General features: G+C 72.7%; 3 protein-coding genes. All 3 read left to right on the top strand.

What is annotated here, in order from left to right; genetic code table 11:
* A partial coding sequence (locus LN042_RS33915; RefSeq protein WP_230055298.1) for an SDR family NAD(P)-dependent oxidoreductase occupies positions 1-3,466 on the top strand: 3,466 nt, incomplete at its 5' end.
* 40 nt (positions 3,467-3,506) lie between these two features.
* Entirely contained in the window at positions 3,507-14,450 is a 10,944-nt protein-coding gene (locus LN042_RS33920; protein ID WP_372495867.1) for an SDR family NAD(P)-dependent oxidoreductase, read from the top strand.
* A 97-nt stretch (positions 14,451-14,547) separates the two neighbouring features.
* Positions 14,548-17,856 (top strand): non-ribosomal peptide synthetase, encoded by a 3,309-nt coding sequence (locus LN042_RS33925; protein WP_230055300.1) that lies wholly within the window; start codon positions 14,548-14,550, stop codon positions 17,854-17,856.
* The last annotated feature ends 183 nt before the right edge of the window (positions 17,857-18,039 follow it).

The raw sequence follows: 18,039 nt of genomic DNA on the forward strand, positions 1-18,039 counted from the left end.
ACTGCCGCCTGGTGGGGCGATGGTGGCGGTGGAGGCGACGGAGGCGGAGGTTGTTGCGGCGATCGCGGGCCGTCCGGGTGTGGGTGTCGCGGCGGTGAACGGCCCGAGGGCTGTGGTGGTTTCCGGTGTCGAGGAGGAAGTCCTCGCCGCTGTTGCCGAGTTGGCTGCGGGTGGGGCGCGGACCAAGCGGTTGCAGGTTTCGCACGCGTTCCATTCGCCGTTGATGGAACCGATGTTGGAGGAGTTCGCGCGGGTCGTGGCCTCGGTCGCCTACCGGACACCCAAGCTCACTGTCGTGTCCGCGTTGACCGGTGAGCCGGTGACGGACGAGGTCACGGATCCGGGGTACTGGGTGAAGCACGTCCGCGAGGCCGTCCGCTTCAGCGACGCCGCGAACGCTCTGCGTGCCAGCGGTGTTCGCACGTTCATCGAGATCGGCCCCGACGGCGTCCTGTCCGGCATGGGCCCCCAAACCCGCACCGACACCGACGCCGAAACGGCCGACGAACTCTGGCTGCCCCTGCTGCGCCGGGGCCGGGACGAGCCCCGTGCTCTGCTCACCGCGCTCGCCAAGGTGTTCGTACGGGGTCTGGCGGTCGAGTGGGAGAAGGTCTTCGCAGGCACCGGCGCCCAGCGCGTCGACCTGCCCACCTACGCCTTCCAACGTCAGCGCTACTGGCTGAACGTCACCGCCGCCAGCCGCGCCGAGGACCTCGGCCTGGAGAACCCGGGCCACCCGTTGCTGGGTGCGGCAGTGACGCTGCCCGCCAGTGGTGGTCTGGCGCTGACCGGGCGGTTGTCGCTCGCGGCACAGCCGTGGCTGGCCGATCACGCGGTGGACGGGCAGCCCGTTGTACCGGGCGCCGCGTTGGTCGAGATGGCGGTACGGGCCGGTGACGAGGCCGGCTGCGGCCGGGTCGAGGAACTGCTGATCGAGGCGCCCCTGGTGCTCCCGTCCCAGGGCGGCGTCCGGGTGCAGGTCACCGTGGACGAGGCGGACGAGTCCGGTCGCCGCGCGGTGGCCGTCTACGCCCAAGTCGAGAACGCGATGCCGGAGGAGGAGTGGATCCGGCACGCCGCCGGTGTCCTGGCCCCGGTGCACAGCTCCGCCGACGGCGACGCCGATCTGGCGCAGTGGCCCCCGGCTGGCGCCGAAGCCGTGGACGTGAGCGGGTTCTACCCTGGGCTGGCCGACCGCGGCCTCGCCTACGGCCCGGCGTTCCGGGGCACGCAGGCGGTGTGGCGGCGTGGCGACGAGCTGTTCGCCGAGATCGTGCTGCCGGACGGCGTGAGTGCGGCCGGCTTCGGGCTGCACCCTGCCCTGCTGGACGCCTCCCTGCATGTGATCGGGGGCGTCGGAGAACGACACGACCGGGCTGAAGTCCCGTTCGCCTGGGGCGATGTGGTCGTGCACGCGGCGGATGCGGTGGCGGCGCGGGTGCGCGTGGCGCCGTCGGCCTCCGGTGAGGGCGTGTCGGTGACGCTGGCCGACACCACCGGCGGACTGATCGCGTCGGTGGGCTCTGTGGTCCTGCGGCCGTTCGCCGCTGCGGCGCCGGTTCGCGACGACCTGTTCGGGGTGGAGTGGGCCCCGACCCTTGCCGTGAACCCCACTGACATGAGCGACCGTTGGGCTGTGCTCGGGGGCGAGTTGCCGGGCGCCGTTTCGTACGCCGATCTGGCGGCGCTGCTGGCTGCTGTTGGTGCGGGTGAGTCCGTGCCTGAGGTTGTGGTGGTGCGGGCCGTGCCTGAGTCGGGGGTTGAGGGTGTCGCGGCTGCGGCGCGCGGTGTCACGGTCGGTGTGCTGGGGTTGGTGCAGGAGTGGCTGGCTGCAGATGTGCTGTCCGGTTCTCGGCTGCTGGTGGTGACCGAGCGCGCTGTGGACGCGGGTCCGGAGGCGCCGGTGGAGGTCACGGCGGCGCCGGTTTGGGGGCTCGTGCGGGTGGCGCAGTCGGAGCATCCGGGCCGGCTGGTGCTGGTGGATGTGGACGAGTTGTCCGATGAGGCGGTGGCGGGCTTGCGGGCGGGTGTGGCGTCCGGCGAGTGGCAGTTCGCGGTGCGGGCGGGTCAGGTGCGGGTGCCGAGGCTTGTGCGAGTGTCGTCGGTGGCTGCTCCGGCTGCAACCGAGAGGCGTGCGGGCACGGTGCTGGTGACGGGTGCTTCCGGGGCGCTGGGCGGCCTGGTGGCCCGGCATCTCGCGGCGACCGGGCAGGCGGAGCGGCTGCTGCTGGTCTCGCGTCGGGGCATCGATGTCTCCGGGATGCCGGAACTCGTGGGTGAGCTGAAGGAGTTGGGTGTCGAGGTCAGCGTTGCGGCCTGTGATGTCGCCGATCCCGAGGAACTCGCGGATGTGCTGAAGGGTGTGCCGCTGACGGGCGTGGTCCATGTGGCGGGCGTCCTTGATGACGCTCTTCTTGCCTCGCTGACTCCGGAGCGGGTGGCGGCGGTGATGCGGCCGAAGGTCGACGCGGCGTGGCACCTGCACGAGTTGACCCGCGACCTCGACCTGGACACCTTCGTCCTGTTCTCGTCCATCGCCGGTGTGGTCGGCAACGCCGGTCAGGCCAACTACGCGGCCGGTAACACCTTCTTGGACGCGCTGGCCGCTCATCGGCGTCACCTCGGCCTGCCCGCCACGTCCCTCGCCTGGGGGCCGTGGGAGCACGGCATGGCGGGTGAACTCTCCGATGCGGACCGCCGGCGGATGGCTCGCCAGGGCATGCGTGCGTTGTCCGACGCACGGGGGCTCGCCGTCCTGGACGCGGCCGTCGACCGGTCCGAAGCACTGCTGGTGGCAGCCGAGATGGACCTGCCCGCGGTGCGACGCTCCGGCGACGTCCCGCCACTCCTGTCCGGCCTGGTGCGCGGATCGCGTGCCGGCGGGTCCGCCCGCCGATCGGTCGCGGAGCCCGGCGCCGGTGACCAGAACGGGCTGGCCGCCCGGCTGGCCGCGCTGGGCCCGGACGAACGACGCGAGGCCGTGCGGGAGTTGGTCCTTTCGCAGGCAGCCCTGGTGCTGGGCATGGCCGGCCCGGGCAGCCTGGATGCGGAACGGTCCTTCCGCGACGTCGGGTTCGAGTCCCTTACCGCCGTCGAGCTGCGCAACCGGTTGAACAGTGCCACGGGCCTGCGCCTGCCGGCCACCGCGGTCTTCGACTACCCGAGCCCGACCGCACTGGCCGACTTCGTGACCGAGGAGATGTTCGGGTCGGCCGCCGCCGAGGAGTCAGCCGCTCTCTCGGCCTACTCGGGACTCGACAGGCTCGAAGCGTCGCTCACCGAACTCCTGGGCGACGAGACCGCCCGGGCGCGGGTGACGGCGCGGCTCAAGGACATCCTCTCCGTGCTGAGCGACACCGCTGGATCCGGCGAGGGCGACGACGACGGTGTCTCGGTCGCCGACAAGATCCAGTCGGCCAGTGACGACGACATGTTCGACTTCATCGACAACCAGCTCGGGCTCTGAGTACGTCGCCGTACCACCGTGCGTAATGAGGAAGGCGTCCATTCGGATGGCGAACGAAGAGAAGCTCCGTGACTACCTCAAGCGGGTCACCACCGACCTTGCCCAGACCCGGGAGCGCCTGCGTGAAGTAGAGGGCCGACAGCAGGAACCCGTGGCCCTCGTCGGGATGGCGTGCCGGTTCCCGGGTGGTGTGTCGTCGCCGGAGGAACTCTGGGAGCTGGTGGCGTCGGGCAAGGACGCGATCGGTCACTTCCCGACGGACCGTGGCTGGCCCGGCGATCTGGTCGACCCGGATCCGGAGGCGGTCGGCAAGAGCGTGTCGGGTGAGGGCGGATTCCTCTACGACGCGGGGGAGTTCGACGCGGAGTTCTTCGGGATCAGTCCGCGTGAGGCGCTCGTCATGGATCCGCAGCAGCGGTTGCTGCTGGAGACGTCGTGGGAGGCGTTGGAGGACGCGGGGATCGATCCCACGGGGTTGCGGGGCAGTGCGACGGGTGTGTTCGCGGGGCTCTTCTACCACGACTACCTGTCGTTCCACCCGGTGCCGGAGGAGGCCGAGGGGTACCTCGGCACCGGTGGCATGGGGTCGGTCGTCTCCGGTCGGGTGGCGTATGCGCTGGGTCTGGAGGGTCCGGCGGTGACGGTGGACACGGCCTGTTCGTCGTCGCTGGTGGCGTTGCACCTGGCGTGCCAGTCGCTGCGTTCGGGTGAGAGTTCGCTGGCACTGGCCGGCGGTGTGACCGTGATGTCGACACCCAGCACATTCATTGACTTCTCCCGCCAGCGCGGCCTTGCGGCCGACGGGCGTTGCAAGGCGTACGCGGAGTCGGCGGACGGCACCGGGTGGGGTGAGGGTGTCGGCGTGCTGGTGCTGGAGCGGCTGTCGGACGCACGCCGCAACGGGCACAAGGTGCTTGCGGTGGTGACCGGTACGGCGGTCAACCAGGACGGCGCCTCCAACGGCCTGACCGCGCCCAACGGTCCCTCCCAACAGCGGGTGATCCGTGCCGCGCTGGCGAGCGCCGGGGTGGGTGCAGACGGTGTCGACGTGGTCGAGGGGCATGGCACGGGCACCCGGCTGGGTGACCCGATCGAGGCGCAGGCGCTGCTGGCGACCTACGGCCAGGAACGGCCGACGGAACGGCCGTTGCTGCTCGGTTCGGTGAAGTCCAACATCGGCCACGCGCAGGCGGCTGCCGGTGTCGCGGGTGTCATCAAGATGGTCACCGCGATGCAGCACGGGATCGTGCCGGCGACGCTGCACGTGGATTCGCCATCCTCGCGCATCGCTTGGGAGTCGGGTGCGGTCAAGCTGGTGACCTCGGCGGTGCCGTGGCCGGAGACGGGTGAGCGTCCGCGGCGTGCGGGTGTGTCGTCGTTCGGGTTCTCCGGGACCAACGCGCACGTGATCATCGAGCAGGCGCCTGCGGAGGAGGCTGCTGCGCCTGGTCCGGATGGCCGGGCGCTGCCGGTGGTGCCGTGGGTGGTGTCGGGGCGTTCGGCGGCGGGTCTTGCGGGGCAGGCGGAGCGGTTGGCGGGTTTCGTGCAGGGCCGGGATGTGGACGCTGCCGGTGTGGGTTGGTCGTTGGCGACGTCGCGGGCGGCGTTGGAGCACCGGGCGGTGGTGCTGGGGGCGGATCGCGACGAACTGGCGTCCGGGCTCGGGGCGTTGGCCGAGGGGCGTGAGGTGCCGGGTGTGGTGTCCGGCGTTGTGGGTGGCGTGGGCAAGGTCGGGTTCGTGTTCACCGGGCAGGGTGCCCAGCGGGTGGGGATGGGCCAGGGCTTGTATGCCGCGTTCCCGGTGTTCGCGCAGGCCTTCGATGCGGTGTGTGCGGGGCTGGCCGAGCATCTGGATGGTTCGTTGGCGGCGGTGGTGCGCGGTGAGGTTGAGGGTGGGGGTGGGGGTCGGATCGATGACACGGGGTGGGCGCAGCCGGCCCTGTTCGCCATCGAGGTGGCGTTGTTCCGGTTGTTGGAGTCGTGGGGTGTGTCGCCGCAGGTGGTGGCGGGGCATTCGATCGGTGAGTTGGCGGCTGCGCATGTGGCTGGGGTGTGGTCGTTGGAGGACGCGTGTGCGGTGGTTGCCGCGCGGGGTCGGTTGATGCAGCAGTTGCCGCCTGGTGGGGCGATGGTGGCGGTGGAGGCGACGGAGGCGGAGGTTGTCGCGGCGATCGCGGGCCGCCCGGGTGTGGGTGTCGCGGCGGTGAACGGCCCGAGGGCTGTGGTGGTTTCCGGTGTCGAGGAGGAAGTCCTCGCGGCTGTCGCGGAGTTGGCTGCGGGTGGGGTGCGGACCAAGCGGTTGCAGGTTTCGCACGCGTTCCATTCGCCGTTGATGGAACCGATGCTGGAGGAGTTCACGCGGGTCGTGTCCTCGGTCGCCTACCGGACGCCCAAGCTCACTGTCGTGTCCGCGTTGACCGGTGAGCCGGTGACGGACGAGGTCACGGACCCGGCGTACTGGGTGAAGCACGTCCGCGAGGCCGTCCGCTTCAGCGACGCCGCGAACGCCTTGCGTGCCAGCGGTGTTCGCACGTTCATCGAGATCGGCCCCGACGGCGTCCTGTCCGGCATGGGCCCCCAAACCCGCACCGACACCGACGCCGAAACGGCCGACGAACTCTGGCTCCCCCTGCTGCGCCGGGGCCGGGACGAACCCCGGGCTCTGCTCACCGCGCTCGCGAAGGCGTTCGTACGGGGTCTGGCCGTCGAGTGGGAGAAGGTATTCGCAGGCACCGGCGCCCAGCGCGTCGACCTGCCCACCTACGCCTTCCAGCGGCAGCACTACTGGCTGCCGATCGGTACCGCCGTGGTGGACGCGGCCGGGTTGGGCCAGTCCCCGGCGCGCCACCCCTTGTTGGGGGCGGCGGTGACGTTGCCGGCCAGTGGTGGTCTGGTGCTGACCGGGCGGTTGTCTCTCGCCGGGCAGCCGTGGCTGGCCGATCACGTGGTCGCCGGCCAGGTGATCGTTCCCGGGGCCGCGTTGGTCGAGATGGCGGTGCGGGCCGGTGACGAGGCCGGCTGCGGCCGGGTCGAGGAACTGGTCATCGAGGCGCCGCTGGTGCTCCCGTCCCAGGGCGGCGTCCGGGTGCAGGTCACGGTGGACGAGGCGGACGAGTCCGGTCGCCGCGCGGTAGCCGTCTACGCCCAGGTCGAGGAGGCGACGTTCGAGGAGCAGTGGATCCGTCATGCGACTGGTTCGCTGGCCGCCTCGGCTGCTTCGCTTGTCGACACTGCGCTGACCGAGTGGCCCCCGACTGGTGCGGAAGCCGTGGACCTGGACGGCTTCTACCCGGCGCTGGCCGGCCGTGGCCTCTCCTACGGGCCGGTCTTCCAGGGCCTGCGGGCGGCCTGGCGGCGCGGCGAGGAGCTGTTCGCCGAGGTGGCGCTGCCGGACGGCGCGGGCGCCGCCGGCTTCGGTCTGCACCCCGCCCTGCTGGACAGCGCGCTGCATGTGGCGGCTCTGAGGACCGATGGCGAAGGTCTGACACTGCCCTTCGCGTGGAACGACGTGGCGCTGCACGCTTCGGGCGCAGTGGCGGCACGGGTGCGCGTGGCGCCGGTGGCTTCGGGCGACGGCGTCTCGGTGACCCTGGCCGACGCTGCGGGCGAGCTGGTGGCGTCCGTGGGGTCGTTGGTGCTGAGGGCTGCCTCGGCCGAGGACCTGGCGGGTGGTGCGGGCCCTGCGGGTGAGTCGATGTTCGGGGTGGAGTGGGTCCCGGATCTGGCAGTGGACTCCGGTGGTGAGAGTGGCCGTTGGGCTGTGCTCGGGGGCGGCGAACTGGCGGGCGCCGTTTCGTACGCCGATCTGGCGGCGCTGCGGGCTGCTGTTGGTGCGGGTGAGTCCGTGCCCGAGGTTGTGGTGGTGCGGGTCGCGCCCGAGTCGGGGGTTGAGGGTGTCGCGGCTGCGGCGCGCGGTGTTGCGGTCGGCGCGCTGGGGCTGGTGCAGGAGTGGCTGGCTGCGGACGTGCTGTCCGGTTCTCGGCTGGTGGTGGTGACCGAGCGCGCTGTGGATGCCGGCCCGGAGGCGCCGATCGAGGTCACGGCGGCGCCGGTTTGGGGGCTCGTGCGGGTGGCGCAGTCGGAGCATCCGGGCCGGCTGGTGCTGGTGGACGTGGACGAGTTGTCCGATGAGGCGGTGGCGGGCTTGCGGGCGGGTGTGGCGTCCGGTGAGTGGCAGTTCGCGGTGCGGGCGGGTCAGGTGCGGGTGCCGAGGCTTGTGCGGGTGTCGTCGGTGGCTGCTCCGGCTGCAACCGAGAGGCGTGCGGGCACGGTGCTGGTGACGGGTGCTTCCGGGGCGCTGGGCGGCCTGGTGGCCCGGCATCTCGCGGCGACCGGGCGGGCGGAGCGGCTGCTGCTGGTCTCGCGTCGGGGCATCGATGTCTCCGGGATGCCGGAACTGGTGGGTGAGCTGAAGGAGTTGGGTGTCGAGGTCAGCGTTGCGGCCTGTGATGTCGCCGATCCCGAGGAACTCGCGGATGTGCTGAAGGGTGTGCCGCTGACGGGCGTGGTCCATGTGGCGGGCGTCCTTGATGACGCTCTTCTTGCCTCGCTGACTCCGGAGCGGGTGGCGGCGGTGATGCGGCCGAAGGTCGACGCGGCGTGGCACCTGCACGAGTTGACCCGCGACCTCGACCTGGACACCTTCGTCCTGTTCTCGTCCATCGCCGGTGTGGTCGGCAACGCGGGACAGGCCAACTACGCGGCCGGTAACACCTTCCTGGACGCGCTGGCCGCTCATCGGCGTCACCTCGGCCTGCCGGCGATGTCCTTGGCCTGGGGGCCGTGGGAGCACGGCATGGCGGGTGAACTCTCTGATGCGGACCGCCGGCGGATGGCTCGCCAGGGCATGCGTGCGTTGTCCGACGCACGGGGGCTCGCCGTCCTGGACGCGGGCCTCAACCGGTCCGAAGCACTGCTGGTGGCAGCCGAGTTGGACCTGACCGCGGTCCGGCGCTCCGGCGACGTCCCGCCACTCCTGTCCGGCCTGGTCCGTGCGACGCGAGTGGGCTCGCACACCCGCCGGACGGTCGGTCAGCCCGCCGCCGGTGACCAGAACGTGCTGGCCGCCCGACTGGCCGCGTTGGGCCCGGAAGAACGGCGCGAGGCCGTGCGGGAGCGCGTCCTGTCGCAGGCAGCTCTGGTGCTGGGCATGGCCGGCCCGGGCAGCCTGGATGCGGAACGGTCCTTCCGCGACGTCGGGTTCGACTCGCTCACCGCCGTCGAGCTGCGCAACCGGCTCAGCAACGCCACGGGCCTGCGCCTGCCGGCCACCGCGGTCTTCGACTACCCGACCCCGGCGGCACTGGCCGGGTTCGTGCTGGGCGAGCTGTTCGGCGACCACGGTTCCGCGTCGGCGGACCCGGCACGGCCGGTGGCCCGGGCTGTTCCGGTCGATGAGGACCGCCTGGTGATCGTCGGAATGGCGTGCCGGTTCCCGGGCGGTGTGTCGTCCCCCGCCGACTTCTGGAAGCTGCTCGAGTCGGGATCGGACGCCATCGGCGAGTTCCCCGCCGACCGGGGCTGGGCGACGGACGTCTACGACCCGGATCCGGAGGCGGCGGGCAAGAGCGTCTCCCGGGAGGGCGGATTCCTTTACGACGCTGCCGACTTCGATGCGGAGTTCTTCGGGATCAGTCCGCGTGAGGCGGTGGCGATGGATCCGCAGCAGCGGTTGCTGTTGGAGACGTCGTGGGAGGCGTTGGAGGACGCGGGGATCGATCCGACGGCGTTGCGGGGCAGTGCGACGGGTGTGTTCGCGGGCCTCTTCTACCACGACTACCTGCCTTCGCACTTCGTGCCGGAGGAGATCGAGGGGTATCTCGGCACGGGTGGCACGGGCTCGGTTGCTTCGGGTCGGGTGGCGTATGCGCTGGGTCTGGAGGGTCCGGCGGTGACGGTGGACACGGCCTGCTCGTCGTCGCTGGTGGCGTTGCACCTGGCGTGCCAGTCGCTGCGTTCGGGTGAGAGTTCGCTGGCACTGGCCGGTGGCGTGAACGTGATGTCGACGCCGGGCACCTTCATCGACTTCACCAAGCAGGGCGGCCTTGCCGCTGACGGGCGTTGCAAGGCTTATGCGGAGTCGGCGGACGGCACCGGGTGGGGTGAGGGCGTCGGCGTGCTGGTGTTGGAGCGGCTGTCGGACGCACGCCGAAATGGGCACAAGGTGCTTGCGGTGGTGGCGGGGACGGCGGTGAACCAGGATGGTGCGTCGAATGGTTTGACGGCGCCGAACGGGCCGTCGCAGCAGCGGGTGATCCGGGCGGCTCTGGCCAGTGCGGGCCTGTCGGCGAGTGATGTGGATGTGGTCGAGGGCCACGGGACGGGCACCCGGCTGGGTGATCCGATCGAGGCGCAGGCGCTGCTGGCGACCTACGGCCAGGGGCGGCCGGTGGACCGGCCGTTGCTGCTCGGTTCGGTGAAGTCCAACATCGGCCACGCGCAGGCGGCTGCCGGTGTCGCGGGTGTCATCAAGATGGTCTCCGCGATGCGGAACGGTGTGGTGCCGGCGACGCTGCATGTGGATGAGCCGTCCTCGCATGTGGATTGGGAGTCGGGTGCGGTCCGGCTGGTGACGGAGGAGACGGTTTGGCCGGAGACGGGTGAGCGTCCGCGGCGTGCGGGTGTGTCGTCGTTCGGGTTCTCCGGGACCAATGCGCACGTGATCATCGAGCAGGCGCCCGAGCAGGAGGCTCCGGTCTCCGGTGGTGGCGGTGTGGTGCTGCCGGTGGTGCCGTGGGTGGTGTCGGGGCGTTCGGCGGCGGGTCTTGCGGGGCAGGCGGAGCGGCTGGCGGGCTTCGTGCAGGGCCGGGATGTGGACGCCGCCGGTGTGGGTTGGTCGTTGGCGACGTCGCGTGCGGCGTTGGAGCACCGGGCGGTGGTGCTGGGGGCGGATCGCGACGAACTGGCGGCCGGGTTGGGGGCGTTGGCCGAGGGGCGTGAGGTGCCGGGTGTGGTGTCCGGCGTTGTGGGGGGCGTGGGGAAGGTCGGGTTCGTGTTCACCGGGCAGGGTGCCCAGCGGGTGGGGATGGGCCAGGGCTTGTACGCGGCGTTCCCGGTGTTCGCGCAGGCTTTCGATGCGGTGTGTGCGGGGCTGGCCGAGCATCTGGATGGTTCGCTGGCGGCGGTGGTGCGCGGTGAGGTTGAGGGTGGGGGTCGGATTGATGACACGGGGTGGGCGCAGCCGGCTCTGTTCGCGGTTGAGGTGGCGTTGTTCCGGTTGTTGGAGTCGTGGGGTGTGTCGCCGCAGGTGGTGGCGGGGCATTCGATCGGTGAGTTGGCGGCTGCGCATGTGGCTGGGGTGTGGTCGTTGGAGGACGCGTGTGCGGTGGTTGCCGCGCGGGGTCGGTTGATGCAGCAACTGCCGCCTGGTGGGGCGATGGTGGCGGTGGAGGCGACGGAGGCGGAGGTTGTTGCGGCGATCGCGGGCCGTCCGGGTGTGGGTGTCGCGGCGGTGAACGGCCCGAGGGCTGTGGTGGTTTCCGGTGTCGAGGAGGAAGTCCTCGCCGCTGTTGCCGAGTTGGCTGCGGGTGGGGCGCGGACCAAGCGGTTGCAGGTTTCGCACGCGTTCCATTCGCCGTTGATGGAACCGATGTTGGAGGAGTTCGCGCGGGTCGTGGCCTCGGTCGCCTACCGGACACCCAAGCTCACTGTCGTGTCCGCGTTGACCGGTGAGCCGGTGACGGACGAGGTCACGGACCCGGCGTACTGGGTGAAGCACGTCCGCGAGGCCGTCCGCTTCAGCGACGCCGCGAACGCTCTACGCACCAGCGGTGTTCGCACATTCATCGAGATCGGCCCCGACGGCGTCCTGTCCGGCATGGGCCCCCAAACCCGCCCCGACACCGACGCCGAAACGGCCGACGAACTCTGGCTCCCCCTGCTGCGCCGGGGCCGGGACGAACCCCGCGCGCTGCTCACCGCGCTCGCCAAGGTGTTCGTACGCGGTCTTGCGGTCGAGTGGGAGAAGGTCTTCGCAGGCACCGGCGCCCAGCGCGTCGACCTGCCCACCTACGCCTTCCAACGGCAGCGCTACTGGCTGAACGTCACCGCCGCCAGCCGCGCCGAAGATCTCGGCCTCGGCACGCCCGCCCACCCGCTCCTGGGGGCGGCCGTCGAACTGCCGGCGACCGGCGGTGTGGTGCTGACCGGGCAACTGGCCCTGTCCGCCCAGCCTTGGCTGGCCCAGTCGCTCCTGACCGGCCGTGTGGTGGTACCCGTGGGCGCGCTGGTCGACATCGCCGTGCGGGCCGGTGACGAGGCCGGCTGCGGCCGGGTCGAGGAACTGACCGTCGAGGTGCCGTTGGTGCTGCCCGAGCGCGGCGCCGTGCGCATCCAGGTGACCGTCGGGGAGCCCGATTCCGCCGGACTGCGGGAGGTCGCGCTGTTCGCTCGGGCGGCCGAGGGGGAGTGGGTTCGGCACGCGTCCGGCACCCTGGCCCCGGACGACGCGGACGGCGACGCCGTCGCGGACACGCCGGCATGGGCCGTGCAGTGGCCGCCGACGGGCGCCGAGCCGGTCGACGTGGACGCGTTGTACGAGCGGCTGGCAGCCGCCGGCCATGAGTACGGGCCGACGTTCCGGGCGGTGCGGACGGCGTGGCGGCGCGGCGACGAGGTGTTCGCGGAGGTGGCCCTGGCCGAGGGGACCGAGGTGTCCGGGTTCGGGGTGCACCCCGTCCTGCTGGACGCGGCGTTGCAACCCGTCGCCCTGGAACACCTGGAACGGGCGGCCGGGGAAGGTGTCTTCTTGCCCGTCGCGTGGAGTGACGTGAACGTTCAGGCGTCGGGCGCGATGGCGGTGCGGATCCGGGTGGCGCCCTCGGCCTCGGGCGAGGGCGTGGCGGTGGCCCTGGCGGACCAGGCCGGACAGCCGGTCGCCTCGGCCGGATCGGTGGTGCTCGGAGCGCTGCCCCCCGGCGCCTTGGAGCAGGCCGCGGGGGTCGCCCGCGACGGGCTCTTCCGGCTGGACTGGGTGCCGGTCGCCGGAAACCGGGCGGTCGGTGAACCGAGCCGTCCGTGGGCCGTGCTCGGCGACGACGGTGGCCTGGCCGTGCCTGGTGCCGTGGCGTACGCGGACGTGCCGGACCTGGTCGCGGCGGTGGAGGCGGGGGCAGCTGTGCCCGAGGTCGTGGTCGTCTGCTGCGTCCCCGCCGGCACCCCGGGGACCGCTGCTGCCGGAGCCGCTGCCCCCGGCAGCGCCGCTTCCGGCTTCGCCGCTGCCAGCTCCGCCGCTTCCAGCTCCGCCGCTTCCGCCTCCGCCGGCGAAGACTCCGAAGACGTCCCGGCAGCGGCCCGGGCCGCCGTGCTGCGCGTGCTGGGTGCGCTCCAGGACTGCCTGTCCGTCGGTGCGCTCGACGGATCGCGGCTGGTCGTGGTGACCGAGCGCGGCGTGGACGCGGATCCCGGCGTGGACGCGGATTCCGACGCGGACCCGGGCCACGGCGCGGGCGTGCGGTTGGAGAGCGCGGGCGTCGTCGGGCTGGTGCGTGCCGCAGCCGGTGAGCATCCGGAACGGCTCGTACTGGCCGACGTGGAGGTGCTCGCGGACTCCGGGTCTCTGGTGGTGGCCGGAACGGCGCTGGGGGAGCGCGAGTTCGCGGTGCGCGGCGGGGAGGTGCGGGTGCCGCGGCTGGCGCGTGCGGTCGGCGTGGACGCCCCCGCCCGGCCCGCCGCCACCCGCCCGGCCACGGTGCTGGTGACCGGCGCCTCCGGTGCGCTGGGCGGCCTGGTCGCCCGGCACCTTGCGGTGACCGGGCAGGCCGAACGGCTCCTGCTGGCCTCCCGCCGTGGCGTGGCGGCCGCCGGAATGCCCGCTCTGGCCGCCGAGTTGGCGGGCACCGGGACGAGCGTGCGGGTGGTGGCGTGTGACGCCGCCGACCGCGGGCAGCTGGCGGGCGTTCTGGACGGCGTGCCGCTCACCGGGGTCGTGCACACGGCGGGCGTGCTGGACGACGGTGTCATCGGCTCGCTCACCCCCGACCGGGTCGAGCAGGTGGTGCGACCGAAGGCCGACGCCGCCTGGCACCTGCACGAGCTGACCCGCGACCTCGATGTGGACACCTTCGTCCTGTTCTCGTCGGTGGCCGGCGTCTGGGGTACTCCGGGGCAGGGCAACTACGCGGCGGGCAACACGTTCCTGGACGCCCTGGCTGCCCATCGGCGCCGGCTGGGCCTGCCCGGTGTGTCGCTGGCGTGGGGCCCGTGGGAGCAGGGCATGGCCGGCGACATCGCCGAGGCCGACCGTCAGCGGATGGCCCGCCAGGGCCTGAAGCCGCTGCCCGCGTCCGAGGGGCTCGCCCTGCTGGACGCGGCCGTGCGCGCCGCCGACCCCCTGCTGGTGACGGCGCGCCTGGACCTGGCCGCGCTGCGCCGCCCGGGGAGCGTCGTCCCCGCCCTGCTGACCGGGCTCGTCCGCCCCGGGCGGCGCACAGTGGGACGGTTCGGCGCGGAAGCCGGGAAGAACCTCCTGAACCAGCTGGCCGCGCTCCCGCCCGAGCAGCTGGAGGACAGGGTCCTGAACCTGGTGCTGAGCCAGGCGGCCCTGGTGCTCAACCGGCCCGGTGCCGAATCCATCGAGGCCACCCGGTACTTCCGCCAGCTCGGCTTCGACTCGCTGACCGCCCTGGAGTTCCGCAACCGGATCACCGGCGCCCTCGGGTTGCGGCTGCCCGCCGCGGTGGTCTTCGACTACCCCACGCCGGCCGAGCTCGCCCGGTACCTCCGGGACCGGATCGCCGAGCAGGAGATCGACTACGAGCCGGTGCTGGACGAACTCGACCGGCTCAGGTCCATGCTGACCGCGATCGCCCGGCGGGGCGGTCAGAAGGCGAAGATCACGGGTCGTCTCGAACACCTCCTGGAGGAGTTCCGCAGCACGGACGCGGACGGCGGATCCGCTGCTGAGGTTGCCCCCTCGGACGAGGACATCATCGGGGCGACGGACGACGAGATCTTCGACCTGATCGACAAGGAGCTGGGGATCTGAGCAGTCGGGCAGCACCGATCCGGCAGCAGCGCTCCGGCAGCAGCGACGGGAATGCCGGCGGACCAAACGGACTGGCAACTGGTAGAGGAGTGACGTGATGATTTCCGCGGAAGGGCGAAAGCCTGCGGAGCCGGGCGACGACGCGGGAGTCTCCCCCAGGGAAGAAGCGCTGTGGCTGTTCGAGTCGCTGGTGCCGGGCACTCCCGTGAACAACCTGTCCGCGGCGTTCACCGTCGCGGGCCGGGTGCACCCGCCGCGGCTCGCCGCGGCGCTGGCCGCAGTGCTGCGGCGCCACGAGGCGTTGCGCACCGTCTACCGCGGCGACGGCCCCCGGCCGGCCAAGCGCGTGGTCGGCCCGGACGAGTTCCGGCTGGACCTGGCGCAGGTCGAGCTGGCGGGCGAACCCACCGAGGCGGATCTCGCATCGGTGTCCGCCGCGCCGTTCGCCCTGGACGGCGGGCCGATGCTGCGCGCGGTGCTCTTCCGCTCCCCGGACACGGACGTCGTCTGCGTGACGGCCCACCAACTGGTCTTCGACGAGGCGTCCGTTCCGCTCCTCCTGGCGGACCTGGCGGACGCCTACGAGAACGCCTACGAGAACGCCGACGGGGACGCCGACGAGAACGCCGACGGGGACGCCCGGCACGGGGACGCCCCCGACGCCCGGCACGGGGACGCCCCCGACGGCGGGCACCGGGAGGCGCCCCTGCCCGGCTGGTCGGGGCCCGCCCCGAGCCCGGAGAGCCTCGCCTTCTGGCGCGAGGAGCTGGCCGGCGCGACCACCGACACCATGGAGCTGTCCTGCACCGAGCCCGAACCGGACCGGCCGACGCTCGCGGCGGCGCACCTCGACCGCACCCTGTCGCCCCACACGGTGGCCGGGGTCCGCCGCCTCGCCGACGACCTCGGCGTCCCCGAGCCGGCGGTCCTGCTGGCCGCCTACTACGTGCTGCTGGAGGCCTGCGGCGCCGGCCCCGACCTGCTGGTGGGCTTCCCGGTCGACGTCCGGCCGGAGCACGCCGCCCGCACGATCGGCTACCACGTCACCCATGTGCCGCTGCGGCTGCGGGTGGACCGGCAGGAGAGCGTCCGCGGCTTGGTGCTCCGCAGCAGCGAGCGGCTGCGCGCGGGAGTGGCGCACGCCGACGTGGCCGTGGACGCGCAGGGGGACCTGATGCCCGCGGCGCGGTCCGGCCGCCGGTCCCTGCCGTTCCGGCACGTGTTCGACCACCGGGCGGGGACCGGCCCAGCCGCGTTCACCCTCAGCGGCCTGGCGGCCAGGCCGCTCCCCGTCGTGAGCGGCTTCAGCAAGTTCGACCTCCAGCTCTGCGTCACCTCGACGGACGACGCGATCGCACTACGGGCCGTCTACCGGACCGAACTGTTCGAACGGGCCCAGGCCGAGCTGCTGTTGGCGCGCTTCGAGGCGGTGCTGGGCTCGTTCACGGACGCCCCGGACCGCGCGGTCGCCGAGGTCGAGTGGTGGAGCGAGCGGGACCGCGCGATCGTCGGGGCGGCGAACGACACCACCCGGCCGGTCGAGCCGGCCTCCGTACTCGAAGCCGTCCGGGCGCAGGTCCTGCGTACGCCCGACGCCGTGGCCGTCGTCGAGGGCGACCGTTCGATCGGGTACCGGCGGCTCTGGTGCGCGGCCCGTGCCACGAGCGCCCTCCTGCGGGATGCCGGCGTCCGCACCGGGGACGTGGTGGCGGTGGCCCTCCCGCGCGGGCCCGAGCTGGTCGCGGCGGTCCTCGGGACGTGGCTGGCGGGCGCGGCCTACCTGCCCGTCGACACCGCCCACCCCGAGGAGCGGATCCGCTACCAGCTCTCCGACTCGGCCGCGCGGGTGCTGGTCGCGACCGCGGACGAGGCCGGCGACCTGGCGCACGCCGCCGGGGACGGTCTGGCCGTGCTGACGGTGCCGCCCGTCGAGGCCGTGCCGTCCGTCGAGGGCGCGTCGCTTGTCGAGGCCGTGCCGCCCGTCGAGGCCGCACCGGAAGCGGGTACGGCCGACGTCGGGCCGGTGGCCGTGGAGCCGAAGGCCTGTGCCTACCTGATGTACACCTCGGGCTCGACCGGCCGGCCCAAGGGGACCTTGATCGACCACGCGGCCCTGGCCAACGTGGTCGCGCACTTCGCCGAGCAGTTCGGTGCGTCGGCCGGTGACACGACGCTGTGGACGACGACGTTCGCGTTCGATATCTCCGGCCTCGAACTGTTCGTGCCACTGGTCTCCGGTGGCCGTCTGGTGGCCGCCCCCGACCGGGCCAGGAGCGACGGCCGGGTGCTGGGGGAGCTGATCGAGCGGTACGGGGCGCGGTTCGTCCAGGCGACGCCGACCACCTGGCGGCTCGTCATCGACCGGGTGGCGGACCGGCTGCGCGGCCGCAGCGTCATCGTGGGCGGTGAGCCCGTGCCGTTGCCCCTGGCCCAGCGGCTGATCGCGGCGGGCTGTGTGCTGCACCACGCGTACGGACCCACCGAGACGACCATCTGGTCGACGTCACGCGTCCTGCTGGACGGGCCGGAGGGCCGCCTGGACGTCGGCAGGCCCATCCGCAACACCAAGGTGCACGTGGTCGACGGACACGGTCGCGAACTGCCGGTCGGTGTCCGCGGGGAGCTCTGCATCTCGGGCGCCGGCGTGGCGATCGGCTACCACGGCCGGCCTGACCTCGACGCGGAGCGCTTCGGCGAGCACCCCGAGCACGGCCGGTTCTACCGGACGGGAGATGTGGCCCGCTGGCGTGCGGACGGCCTGATCGACCTGTTCGGGCGGAGTGATCGTCAGGTCAAGCTCCGTGGCAACCGGATCGAGCTCGGCGAGATCGAGGCGACCCTGCTGGCCCACCCCGAGGTCGGCGGCGCCGCGGTGATCATGGTCGGCGATCCCAGCGCGGACGCCGTGCTCATCGGCTGTCTGGAGCCGGCGGCCGGCCCGATCGACGTCGCGGGGGTGTGGGCGCACGCCCGTGCCCGGCTGTCCCGGTCGATGCTGCCGGGGGAGCTGGTGACGGTCGACTCGATGCCGGTCAACGGCAGCGGGAAGGTCGACTACCCCGCGCTGCAGCGGATGGTCGAGGCCCGGCGGACGGCTGCGGCCCGGTCCGCACCGGACCAGCCGGGCCCGGTCTCCCAGGGCCGCCCGGACGTCGACGACCTGACGGCCGAGCTGACCGGGCTGTGGCGGAGCATCCTTCAGGACGAGGGCCTCGACGCCGACACGGACTTCTTCGCGTCCGGCGGGAACTCCATGCTGGCCGCCCTGGCGATGCAGGAGTTCCAGAACATCAGCGGCGTGTCGATCAGCCTCGCCGAGGTGTTCGAGCGTCGCACTCCGCGGGAACTGGCCGCCGCCGTCCGGGACGCGGCGTGCCGGAACGAGGCGGCGGCAGCAGCCGGTTGACGGGTGCCGGGCGCGTTCGGCGGCCCTGCGGGGGGTGTCCCGCAGGGCCTGGGCCCGCCGGCACCGGGCCTGCCGCCACCGACCCCGCCGCCACCGACCCCGCCGGCACCGGGCCTGCCGCCACCGACCCCGCCGGCACCGACCCCGCCGCCACCGGGCCTGCTGGCACAGCGCCCGCCGGCA

This window comes from Kitasatospora humi (assembly GCF_020907985.1).
Lineage (GTDB): Bacteria > Actinomycetota > Actinomycetes > Streptomycetales > Streptomycetaceae > Kitasatospora > Kitasatospora humi.

What these genes read in the sequence shown, in the direction of transcription:
- LN042_RS33925 (WP_230055300.1), top strand. Translation starts at nt 14,548, where the DNA reads ATGATTTCCGCGGAAGGGCGAAAGCCTGCGGAGCCGGGCGACGACGCG.